Raw genomic sequence first — 419 nt, forward strand, 5'->3', positions numbered from 1 at the left:
CCAGTTCCTGGCTGTAGGTCACTTGATCAGCGACCGAGGCGTCCTTGCCGTCGAGCACCACACGGGCCTTGATACGCTTGCCGAACGAAGCGAACTCTCCGGCCACGGCCTTGGTGCCAGTGAAGCCCGGCGCGCCGATAATCGTCAGGTCTTCCGCCACGCCACTCAACGCCGCCAGGCCCAACTTGCGCCCGGTCTGCGCCTCGATGCCGCCGATCACGTTGTTCTGCGTGTCGGCCAGTGTCGCGCCCTCTTCGACGATGACCACGTACACCGGCACCTTGACCACTTTGAGAATCTGGTAGACCGCGTGGAACAACGTCCCCGCCTCGGCACCGGTCGGGTCCAACTGGGCCTGGGTGGTGAAGCTGTTGATGCGGAACGGGGTGTTTTTCGGAATCAATGGGTTGGCATTCGGC

Annotated in this window: 1 pseudogene; it reads right to left on the minus strand. The window is 63.2% G+C overall.

Annotated features, from left to right (window positions below):
* A pseudogene (locus tag OC610_RS28920) lies at positions 1-419 on the minus strand (phage tail protein); the annotation flags it as partial.

Source organism: Pseudomonas agronomica, assembly GCF_025917275.1.
GTDB lineage: Bacteria > Pseudomonadota > Gammaproteobacteria > Pseudomonadales > Pseudomonadaceae > Aquipseudomonas > Aquipseudomonas agronomica.